This is a genomic window from Streptomyces sp. YGL11-2 (assembly GCF_050054615.1).
Taxonomy (GTDB): domain Bacteria; phylum Actinomycetota; class Actinomycetes; order Streptomycetales; family Streptomycetaceae; genus Streptomyces.
Genome location: NZ_JBNHIN010000042.1, coordinates 1 through 12,570, shown reverse-complemented (window position 1 = coordinate 12,570; position 12,570 = coordinate 1). Strand labels below are relative to the sequence as shown.

Annotated in this window: 1 protein-coding gene; it reads left to right on the top strand. The window is 74.2% G+C overall.

Translation table 11 applies throughout. The features are described 5' to 3' along the window. The coding region (locus tag ACO1BR_RS33020; protein ID WP_426798811.1) for an SDR family NAD(P)-dependent oxidoreductase at positions 1-12,570 on the top strand (12,570 nt) is incomplete at both ends.

Genomic DNA, 12,570 nt, shown 5'->3' with positions numbered 1-12,570 from the left:
GTGAGACGCGGCCGCCCCCGGTGCCGGAGCCGGCGGAGCCGCCCCGCGCCGAGCACGGCACGGCCATCGCGATCGTCGGCATGGCGGGCCGCTACCCCGGCGCACCCGATCTGGACACCTTCTGGGAGAACCTGCTCGCCGGGCGGGACAGCATCACCGAGATCCCGGCCGGGCGCTGGGACCACAGCCGCTACTACGACGCGCGCCGCGGCGTGCCCGGCAGGACCTACAGCAAGTGGGGCGGTTTCCTCGACGGGGTGGACGAGTTCGACCCGCTGTTCTTCGGCATCGCGCCGAAGGCCGCGTCCACGATGGACCCGCAGGAGCGGCTGTTCCTGCAGTGCGCCCACACCACGCTGGAGGACGCTGGCTACACGCGTGACGCGCTGCGCGCCGCCGCCCGCGCCCGAGTGCCCGAAGACGCCGGCGACATCGGGGTGTTCGTCGGCGCGATGTACTCCGAGTACCAGCTCCACGGCGCCGAATACAGCGTGCGCGGCGAGCCGGTCGTCGTGCCGGGGAGCCTGGCGTCCATCGCCAACCGCGTCTCGTACTTCCTCGACGCGAGCGGCCCCAGCGCCACCGTCGACACCATGTGCGCCTCGGCGCTGTCCGCGATCCACCTCGCCTGCGCCGCCCTGCAGCGCGGGGAGTGCGGTGTCGCGCTGGCCGGCGGGGTCAACCTGTCGGTGCACCCCGGCAAGTACCTGATGATCGGCGAGGGCCAGTTCGCCTCCAGCGACGGCCGCTGCCGCAGTTTCGGCGAGGGCGGCGACGGCTACGTGCCCGGCGAGGGCGTCGGCGCGGTGCTGCTGCGTCCGCTCGCCGACGCCGTCGCCGACGGCGACCGCATCCTCGGCGTGATCCGTGGCACCGCCGTGAACCACGGCGGGCACACGCACGGATTCACCGTGCCGAACCCGCTCGCGCAGGCGGCGGTCATCCGCAGCGCCTGGCGCCGGGCCGGAGTCGACCCCCGCGACATCGGCTGCATCGAGGCGCACGGCACCGGCACCGCACTGGGCGACCCGATCGAGATCGCCGGACTGAACGCCGCTTTCGCCGAGTTCACCGACGCGCGGAACTTCTGCGCCATCGGCTCGGCGAAGTCGAACATCGGCCACCTGGAGTCCGCGGCGGGTATCGCGGGCCTCGCCAAGCTGCTGCTGCAGATGCGGCACGGCACGCTCGCACCGTCCCTGCACGCCGAACGCGTCAATCCGAACATCGACTTCGCCGACAGCCCCTTCGTCCTCCAGCGCGAGGCCGCGCCCTGGCCGAGGACCGGCCAACGCCCGCGCCTCGGCGGCCTCTCCTCGTTCGGCGCGGGCGGCTCCAACGCCCACCTCGTGGTCGAGGAGTTCATCGGGGAGCACGCCGGGGCGGACCGCGCGCCCGAGGCGCCCGCACACCGCGGCGAACCCGTCGTCGTGGTGCTGTCCGCGTTCGACGGAGAGCGCCTGCGCGAGGCGGCCGGCCGGTTGCGCGACACCCTGCGGACGGAGCGGTTCAGCGGCGCGGACCTGCCCGACATCGCCTACACGCTGCAGGTCGGCCGCGAGGCGATGACCGCACGGTTCGCGGCGGTCGTCAGCACGCTTCCCGCCCTGGTGGACGCGTTGGACGCCTGTGCGCTCAGCCGCGGGCTGCCCGCCGGCGCGTACCTCGACACCGGCGGCGAACGGGCCGGCGCGGTCCAGGACTTCCTCACCGACGAGGACTTCCAGGAGACGATCGGGCGCTGGGCACGGCGCGGAAAGCCGGCGCCCCTGGCCGAGGCGTGGACCAGCGGCCTGACCGTCGACTGGGCCCGCCTGTACGACGAGGGACCGAAGCCGCGCAAGGTCGGACTCCCCGGCTACCCGTTCGCCCGGGAGCGCTACTGGTACACCGACGGACTGCCCGAACTCCCGGAACTCCCCGCAATCCCCGCCACGTTCGGCGACGCCGCACCGCAGCCCGCCGCACCGCAGCCCGCAGCGGAGACCGCGCCCGCGACGTCGCCCGCCCCACCCGCCCCGTCCGCGCGGCCGGCCCACTCCCACGAGCTGCCGGCCGGCGACCTCACCCTGCACCCCGTCTGGGAACCCGTCCGGCTGCTGCGCGGCAGCCCCTACCCGTCCGCGGCCTCCCGCGTGGTGGCGATCGGCCTCGAACCGGAGGTCCTCGCGGAGCTGACCGACCGCCGCCCGCAGACCGCGGTGCTGGACACCGCAGCGTCATCCGCCGAAGAGGTACGGGACCAACTCGCCGCCCTGGGCGACTTCGACCACGTCGTCATGCGGTTCCCGACCGGGGCCGCCGCCCAGGACGCCGACGCGCGGATCGGCACGCAGCGCGCGGCGATCCGCCGGATGTTCCGCGTCCTGACGGCACTGGCCCTCACCCGGGACGAGCAGCGGCTCGGCCTCACCCTCCTGACCAGCGGCGCGTTCGACGCGGGCGGCTCCGGGACCGCCGACCCGGCGCAGGCGAGCCTGCACGGGCTGCTCGGCGGCCTGGCCAAGGAACAGCCGCACTGGCGCATCCGCGCGGTCGACCTGGCCGACGGCGAACCGTTCGTCGCCGACGAGGTCTTCGCGCTGCCCGCCGACCGCCGCGCGCACCCGCTCGCCCGCCGCGGCGGCCAGTGGCTGCGCCGCCAGCTGCTGCCGGTGGACGCCACCCCGCCGCCCGCCGAGCCGGTGCTGCGCCGCGACGGCGTCTACGTGCTGATCGGCGGCGCGGGCGACCTCGGCGTACTGCTCAGCGAGTACCTCGTACGGCACCACCACGCACACGTCGTATGGGTCGGCCGCCGCGCCGAGGACGACGACATCCGGGCCAGGGCGGCTCGGGCCGCGGCGGGCGGGCGGACCCCCGTCTACCTGTCCGCCGACGCCTCCGACCCCGGCGCGCTCGCCCGCATGCGGGACGAGGTCGTCCGCCGCCACGGCCGCATCGACGGTGTGGTGCACCTGGCGATGGTGTTCAGTCACACGCCGCTCGCCCGGATGACCGAGCGGGAACTGGAGGCCACCCTCGCGGCCAAGGTCGACCCGTGCGTGCACTTCGCCGACGTCTTCGCCGGCCACCGCTTGGACTTCGTCCTCCTGATCTCCTCGCTGGTGAGCTTCATCCGCAACTCCCACCAGGCGCACTACTCGGCGGCCTGCGCCTTCGAGGACGCGCACGCCGCCGCCCTGCGCGAGGCGCTGGACTGCCGGGTCAAGGTCGTCAACTGGGGCTACTGGGGCAACGTCCCCGACGAGTTGCTGCGCGACGTGACGTCCATGGGACTGGCCCCGATCGACCCGGCCACGGCGATGGGCGCACTGGAGCGCCTGCTGGCCGGCCCCCTCCACCAGATCGGCTTCATGCGCCTCGGCCGGCCGCTGCCCGTCGAAGGGGTGCTCACCGCCGAGACGCTGACCCCGCAGGCGCATGGTGCGGCGGCCCCCGACGGCGCCACGGCCCTCGCCCTGCCCACCGACCTGGCCGCGTACCACGCGGGCCCGGTCCCGGGCGAGATCGACGCCTGCCTGCTCCGCCGCCTGGCTGCCGAACTGCGCCGGGCGGGACTGGAGGAGCCGCGCCACGGCATCTCCCGGTGGACGGAACAGCAGGGCGTCGACGCACGGTTCGACGGCTGGCTCGCGGCCACCCTGCGCACGCTCGCCGAGCACGGAATGATCGACGACCGGGGCCGCTGGAGCACCGGCAGCCCGACCGCCGAGGACACCGCCGCCTGCCGCGCCGACTGGGCCGCGCAGACGCCTCGTTGGGCCGCCGCCAACCCCGATCTGCGCGCACCGCTGCACCTGCTGGACCAGACGCTGCCCGCGCTCGCCGACATTCTGCGCGGCCGGGTGCGCGCCACCGATGTGCTGTTCCCCCAGGGGGAGTTCTCCCTCGTCGAAGGCGTCTACCGCGACAACCGCGTGGCCGCGCACTTCAACGCCGTCCTCGCCGAACACGTGGCGGCGTTCCTGCGCGCACGCCGGGACGCCGAACCGGGCGCCCGCCTGCGCGTACTGGAGATCGGCGCGGGGACCGGTGGAACCACGGGCCCGGTGCTCGAACGCCTCGCCCGCGAGGGGCTCGACCTGGCCGAGTACTGCTTCACCGACCTGTCCCCGGCCTTCCTGCAGAACGCCCAGGACACCTTCGGACCGGGCCGCGACCACCTCACGTACCGCATCTTCGACGCGGCCCGGCACCCGCACGACCAGGGGCTCGACACCGGCGCCTTCGACGTCGTCATCGCCGCCAACGTGCTGCACGCCACCGACAACATCCGCCCTGCCGTGCGGCACGCCAAGGCGCTGCTGCGCGGCAACGGCCTGCTGGCCCTCAACGAGATCAGCAGCTTCTACCTCGTCAACCACCTCACCTTCGGCCTGCTCGACGGCTGGTGGCTCCACGACGACGCCGAACTGCGGGTGCCCGGCAGCCCCGCACTGTCGCCCGCGGCCTGGCAACTCGTACTGGAGCAGGAGGGCTTCACCGGCATCCGCCACCCCGCGCGAGACGCCCTGGCGCTAGGACAGCAGGTCGTCGTGGCCCACAGCGACGGTCTCGCCCGCAGCCCGCGACTGTCCTCCGGAACGGCCGACGTGAACAGCCGGCCGGCCCAGCCGTCGACGGCGACGGCGCCGACGGCTTCGGCCCCCGCGTCCGCCCCGGCCCGGACCGTCCTGGACGTGGTCCTCGCCGAGCTCGCCGACGCGCTGCGCATGCCCGCCGAACGGATCGGCCCGGACCGGGCGTTCGCCGACTACGGCCTCGACTCCATCGTCGGCGTCCGGTTCGTCCAGCGCCTGAACCAGGAGCTCGGGACCGACCTGCCGACCACCGTCATCTTCGACCACCGCAGCGTGACGCAGCTCGCCGCCCACATCGTCGAGAACCACCAGCCGCAACCGGCCGCCCCGGCACCCGCCGCGGCGGCACCGGCGCCCGCACCGGACCCCGCCGGAGCACCGCCGCGTCCCGAAGGCCGCGAACCCATCGCCATCGTCGGGATCAGCGGCCGCTTCGCGCAGTCGGACGACACCGACGCCCTCTGGCAGCACCTCGCCGCGGGCCGCGACCTCGTCGGCCCGGTCGAACGGTGGGATCTCTCCGGCTACAGCCGGGACGAACTCTCCTGCCGCGCGGGCAGCTTCCTCGACGACATCGACCGGTTCGACGCCCGCTTCTTCAACCTGACCGGCCTCGAAGCCACCTACACCGACCCCCAGCAGCGGCTGTTCCTCGAACAGGCGTGGACGGCCATCGAGAACGCCGGCTACGCGGGCTCCTCCCTGGACGGCCGCCGGTGCGGCGTCTATGTCGGCTGCACCGGCGGCGACTACCCCCAGTGGTTCGAGGACGCGCCGCCCGCACAGGCGGCATGGGGCACCGCGCCCTCGGTCGTACCGGCGCGCATCGCCTACCACCTGAACCTCCAGGGCCCCGCCATCGCGGTCGACACGGCCTGCTCCAGCTCACTGGTCGCCCTCCACCTCGCCTGCCAGGGCCTGTGGGGCGGCGAAACCGACATGGCCCTCGCCGGAGGGGTCAGCGTCCAGACCACTCCCGACACCTACCTGGCGGCCGGCCGCGGCGGCATGCTCTCGCCCACCGGCAAGTGCCACACCTTCGATGCCGCCGCCGACGGATTCGTACCCGGTGAGGGTGTGGGTGTCGTGGTGCTCCGTCGCCTGTCGGACGCACTGGCCGACGGCGACCACATCCACGCCGTGATCCGCGGCTCCGCCGTCAACCAGGACGGGGCGACCAACGGCATCACCGCACCCAGCGCCGTGTCGCAGGAGCGCCTGATCCGCCAGGTGCACACCGAATTCGGCATCGACCCGGCGGAGATCGGCATGGTCGAGGCGCACGGCACCGGCACCCAGCTCGGCGACCCCATCGAATGCCGGGCCCTGGTCGCCGCGTTCGGCACGGCCGGCGGCAGCGACACCTGCGCACTCGGCTCGATCAAGACGAACCTCGGCCACACCACCTCGGCCGCGGGCGTCGCGAGCCTGCTCAAGGTCGTGCTCTCCCTGCGCCACGGCCAGATCCCGCCGTCCCTCCACCACTACGAGACCAACCCCGCGATCCGACTCACCGAAAGTCCCTTCCACGTGAACACCACGCTGCGGCCGTGGCAGCCCAACGGCCAGGGCAGGCGCGTCGCGGCCCTGAGCGCGTTCGGCTTCAGCGGCACCAACGGCCACATGGTCGTGGAGAACGCTCCGGACCGTGACGGGCGCCAGGCGGCGGAGGGCGAGCTGCTGTTCGTCCTGTCCGCCCAGCAGCCCGAGGCGCTGCGCCGCCGCGCCGAGGACCTGCTGGCGTACCTGCGCCGCACACCCGACGCCGCGCTGACCGACGTCAGCTACACCCTGGCGGCCGGCCGCGACCACTTCACCCACCGCGCGGCATTCGTCGCCGCCGACCGCGACACGCTCGCACTCCGGCTGGAGGGATGGCTGGCCGACGGGCGGAGCGAGACCGCGGGCGGGCGCGGCGACACCGCACCGGAGCGCGCCGGGGCTCGGTACCTGAACGGCGAACAGGTCGACTTCGCGCCGCTGTTCGCCGGTCTCGACGTGCGCCGCACGCCGCTGCCCACCTACCCGTTCCAGCGCAAGAGCTACTGGCCGACGGCCGCCGCCCCGAGCCGGCGCCACCGGGCCCCACAGGCCGCGAACGGCTCTGCCGCCGCCCCGTCACCCGAGCCGGCCCGGCCGGCCCCCGCGCGGCCGGCGCCGGACGGGGACGAGGCAAGCGTGCGGTACCTGGCCGGCGACCTCCTGCTGGCCGAGCTCTCCCGGGTGCTCATGATGGAGCCCGACGAGATCGACCCGCAGGCGTCGTTCTCCGACTACGGCGTGGACTCGATCCTCAGCGTCAAGCTCGTCGCAGCGGTGAACCACGCCCTCGACGTCGACCTGCCGAGCACCGCACTGTTCGAGCACAGCTCGCTCGACCGGCTGACGGACCACCTGGTCACCCGGTACGGGGCGCAGGTGCGGTCCTCCGGTGCGCTGCGCGCACCGCAAGCCGAGGCCGGAGCGGCCCCGGCGCGGGACGACCACGGGCACGCCGCCGCCGAGGCTCCGCCCGCCGCTCCTGTCGCCTCCGCCGGAACTCCCGCTGCCCCCGCTGTCCCTGCCGTCCCCGCCGAAGCCCCCGAGGCACCCGCGGCCGTTACGGACGGCCCGGCCGACGACGGCATCGCCGTGGTGGGCATCGCCGCCCGCTTCGCGCAGTCGCCCGATGCCGCCGCCCTGTGGGCGCACCTCGCCGCGGGCGACGACCTGGTGGGCGAGGTCACCCGCTGGGACATGGAAAAGGAGCTGGGCGCGGACGCCCCACGCCAGTTCGGCAGCTTCGTCGACGACATCGAGCGCTTCGACGCCTGGTTCTTCCGCATGTCCGGCAAGGAGGCCACCTACACCGACCCGCAGCAGCGGATCTTCCTGGAGGAGTGCTGGCACGCCCTGGAGGATGCGGGCTACGCCGGTGAACGGCTCGACGGCCGCGGCTGCGGCGTCTACGTCGGCGGCTCGCCCAGCGACTACCAGCAGCTGATCGGCGACGACGCGCCACCGCAGACACTATGGGGCAACATCTCCTCGGTCATCGCCTCGCGGATCTCCTACTTCCTCGACCTGCAGGGCGCCGCGCTGTCGGTCGACACGGCCTGCTCCAGTTCGCTGGTGGCCGTTCACCAGGCATGCCAGGACCTCCGCCTGGGCAACACGTCCATGGCGCTGGCGGGCGGCGTCTTCGTCCAGTCCACGCCGATCTTCTACCGGTCCGCCGTACGGGCCAACATGCTGTCCGCCCGCGGGCGTTGCCACACCTTCGACGAGCGCGCCGACGGCTTCGTGCCGGGGGAGGGCGCCGGCGTCGTCGTGCTCAAGAGGCTCGCCGACGCGCTGCGCGACGGCGACCAGGTCTACGGCGTGATCCGCGGCTCCGGTATGAACCAGGACGGCACCACCAACGGGCTCACCGCACCCAGCGCCGGATCGCAGGAACGCCTCCTGCGCAGTGTCCACGAGCGTGCCGGCGTCGACCCCGCCGGCATCCAGCTGATCGAGGCGCACGGGACCGGCACGCCGCTGGGCGACCCCATCGAATTCGCGGCCCTGCGCGCCGCGTTCGCGGACGCGCCCGAGGGCGGCTGCGCCCTCGGGTCCGTCAAGACCAACCTGGGGCACACCCAGTTCGCCGCCGGCGTGGCCGGCGTCATCAAGGTGCTGCTGGCGCTCAGGAACGAGCAACTGCCCCCGTCGCTGCACTTCCAGCGGGCCAACCCGGCGATGGCGCTGGAGGGCAGCCCCTTCTACGTCAACACCGCACTGCGCCCGTGGCCGGCACCCGCCGACGGTCCGCGCCGCGCCGGCGTCAGCTCGTTCGGCGCCGCGGGCACCAACGCGCACGCGCTCATCGAACAGGCCCCTGCCGTGCACACCGCCGGGCACCGGCCGCGGCAGGGCCGGCTGATCGTCCTGTCGGCCCAGGACGCCGCCGGCCGCCGCGCCCAAGCCGAGCGGCTCCTGGCCCACTTCCTCGCCCACGAGGACCTGGACCTGGGCGACGTGGCCTACACCCTGGCCACCGGCCGCCGCCACTGCAGCCACCGCTGGGCGTGCGTGGCCACCGACCGCGAGCAACTCGTCGCCGCCCTGCGGACCTGGCTGCGCGACGGCCGGGCCGAGGACGTGGTCACCGGTGAGGCGCCCGACGGGCACCGCCGCCAGGACCCCGCCGTGCAGGCCCGCGCCGGCCGCCTGATGGCCGAGCCCGACCGTCACGACGCCCTCACCGAGCTGGCCGGGCTCTTCGCCCGGGGCCAGGATCTGCGCTTCGCCGCGCTCTTCGACGCCGGCGGCTTCCGTATCGTGTCCCTTCCGGCCTACCCGTTCGCGGGCGAGCGCTACTGGATCGGATCACGTCCGGCGGCCCTCGCCGCGCCCCCGGCCCCCGTCGCGGCCCCGTCGCCGCTGACAGGCCGCCGGCTGACCGGTGATCCCGGCTCGCCGTCCTTCGCCGTCGAGCTGACCGGCCGCGAGTTCTTCCTCGACGACCACCGGGTGCGCAACGTGCCGGTGCTCCCCGGCGTCGCCTACCTGGAGCTGGCCTACGCGGCGGCCCGGGCCGAGGGCGTCGACCCCGCCAACGCCCGCCTGCGCAACGTCGTCTGGTCGCGCCCCGCACGGATCACCGAGCCGACCCCGGTCGAGATCGCGCTGCGGCCGTGCGGGGACGGCGCCTTCACCTACGAGATCACCACCGCGTCCGACGGCGAACCGCCCGTGGTCCACGGGCAGGGACGCATCGAACGGTGCGCGGCGCCGGCACCCGCGCGCCTGGACATCGCCGCGCTGCGCGCCCGGTGCGACCTGCGCACCGTCGAACACGACGACTGCTACCGGCTCTTCGACCGCATGGGCATCGGCTACGGCCCGGCCATGCGGGGCATCCGGCGGATCCACGTCGGCGCCGGGCTCGCCGTCGCCCGCCTGAGCCTGCCGCAGGCCGCCCGGGAGGGCGCCGACTGGGACCTGCACCCCTCGATGCTCGACGCCGCCGTACAGGCCACCCTGGGCCTGTCGCTGGCCGAGGACACCGACACCGTGGCGGCGGCACTGCCCTTCGTCCTGGAGGAGGTACAGCTGCTCGCGCCCAGCCCGGCCCTCGGGTGGGCCGTGGTGCGGCCCGCGGCGGGCGACCACGGCGGAGCCGTGCGCCGCATCGACATCGAACTGTGCGACGACGACGGCGAGGTGTGCGTACGTCTGCGCGGGTTCACCGCACGCATCCTGTCCACCGGTGACCATCCCGCCGGCGGGGAGAACACAGGGGACGCGACGCTCACCCTGATGCGTGCCGGCTGGCGCCCGGCCGAGCCCACCCGGACCTCGCCGCCGCCGGTACGGCACGAGGTGCTGCTCGGCGGACTCGCCGGCACCGACCCCGCCGCGGTCCAGGACGGGCTCGGCGTGCCCTGCACCGCACTGCCCGCCGACGGCGACCTGGCTCGCCGCTTCACCCGCCAGGCGGAAACGGTGCTGGCCCGGCTCCGGCACCTCGTCCCGGCCACCCGCGACGGCCGGGTCCTGCTCCAAGTGGTCGTCCCCGCCGACGGCGAGAACCGGGTCCTCGCGGGCCTGGGCGGCCTGCTGCGCACGGCCCGCATGGAGCACCCCGGGCTGCTGGCCCAACTCGTCGAGGTGGAGACGCCCGTCGACACCGCGGCGCTGTGCGAGCGGCTGCGCCAGGACGCGGCGAGCGCCGACGACGTGGCCGTGCGGTACTCCGGCGGCCGGCGCGAGGTGCCGCAGTGGACGGCCGTCGACGACGCCCCGCCGGCCCGCCCGTGGAAGGCCGGCGGCGTCTACCTCCTCACCGGGGGAGCCGGCGGGCTCGGCGCACTGTTCGCCCGCGAGATCGCCCGGCAGGCGCCCGGCGCCGCCCTCGTGCTCTGCGGGCGCTCGCCGGAAGGCCCCGCGCAGCGTGAACTCCTCGGCGAACTAGGCGACTTGGGAGCCTTTGCCGCCTACCGGGTGCTGGACGTCGCCCGGCGCGACGCCGTGACCGCCTGCGTGCGCGCCGTCGTCGCCGAGCACGGCCGCCTCGACGGCGTCGTCCACACCGCCGGCGTGGTGCGCGACGGCTACCTGGCCCGTAAGACCGCCGAAGAGCTGCGGGAGGTCCTCGCCGCCAAGGTCGCCGGCTTCGTCCACCTCGACGAGGCCACCGCCGCCCTCGACCTGGACTGCTTCATCGGGTTCTCCTCGCTGTCGGCCTACGGCAACCAGGGCCAGGGCGACTACGCGGCGGCCAACGCCTTCATGGACGCCTACGCCGGCCTCCGCCACGAGCGGGTGGCCGCGGGCGAACGCCACGGCCGCACCCTGGTCGTCGGCTGGCCCCTGTGGGCCGACGGCGGCATGACGGTCGACGCCGCCACCGAACGCCGCCTGCACGACAGCGTCGGCATGGTGCCGATGCGCGCGCCGCACGGTGTGGAGGCGCTGGTACGCGCCTATGGCACCGGTGACCCGCACGTCCTGGCCGTCTTCGGCGACCGCGCCCGCATCGACGCCACCCTCCTGGCCGCCCCGGAGCCCGCGGGCACCGCACCGGCGGTGACCGCACCCGACCGCGCGGACCTGCACGCGAAGGTCCTCGGCCGGGCCGTCGGCCACGCCTCCGCCGTGCTGGGCGTGCCGGCGGCGGAGTTCGACGGCGCGGTGGAGCTGAGCGAGTACGGGTTCGACCCGGTCTCGCTCACCGCGTTGGCCGCCCGCCTCACCACGGAGTTCGGGCTCCCGCCCGAGCCCAAGCCCTTCCCCGAACACCTCACCCTGGGAGAGGTCGTGGACCATCTGCTCGACAACCACCCCGATCGCTTCGGGACGGTCCCGCCGGATCCCGCACCCGAGCGCGCCGCCGGCCCCGATAGCGCCGCCGCACCCGTCTCGACGGCCGACCGGGAGCAGCGGCACCGGGCGCTGCTCAAGAAGCTGATCGCCCGCGTGGCCACCCTGCTGGACGTGCCCGCCGAGAGGATCACCGGCACGGCCGAGATGACCCGCTACGGCTTCGACTCCCTCTCGTTCATCGGCTTCGCCAATGAACTCAACGCCGAGTTCGGGCTCTCGCTGGCACCGACCCTGTTCTTCGAGAACCCCACCCTCGACGGGGTCGTCGACCACCTCCTCGACCACCACGCCGACCGTGTCGCCGCCACCGAGGGCCGGCCGGACGCACCGCGCGCCGCGGCCCCGGCCGCCCTGGAGCCCGCCGCAGCCGTCACCACCAACTCCCGTACGGGCGCGCCCGGGAACGAGCCGATCGCCGTCATCGGCATCAGCGGCCGCTTCCCGATGGCCGACGACCTCGACGCGTTCTGGGAGAACCTCAGCGAGGGCCGCGACTGCACCCGTGAGGTCCCCGCGGACCGCTGGGACTGGCGCGCCCACTACGGCGACCCCGTCAAGGAACCCAACACCTCCAACGTGACCTCCGGCGGATTCATGGACGGCGTCGGCGACTTCGACCCGCTGTTCTTCGACATCTCACCCAAGGAAGCGGAGCTGATGGACCCGCAGCAGCGGCTCCTGATGCTGTACGTGTGGAAGGCGCTGGAGGACGCCGGGTACTCGGCGGGCGCCCTCGCCGGCTCCAACACGGCCCTGATCGCCGGAACCACCAGCACCGGCTACAGCACCCTCGTCACCCGGTACTCGCCGGTGATCGAGGGATACGACATCACCGGCGCGGCTCCCTCGATGGGCCCGAACCGGATGAGCTACTTCCTCGACCTGCACGGTCCGAGCGAGCCCGTCGACACGGCCTGTTCGAGTGCGCTCGTCGCGCTGCACCGGGCCGTCCAGGCCATCCGCGACGGCCAGTCGGACATGGCCATCGCCGGCGGCGTCAACACCATGGTCAGCGTCGACGGGCACATCAGCATCTCCAAGGCGGGCATGCTGAGCCCTGAGGGCCGGTGCAAGACCTTCTCGGAGGGGGCGGACGGTTATGCCCGTGGTGAGGGTGTGGGCATGCTGGTGCTCAAGA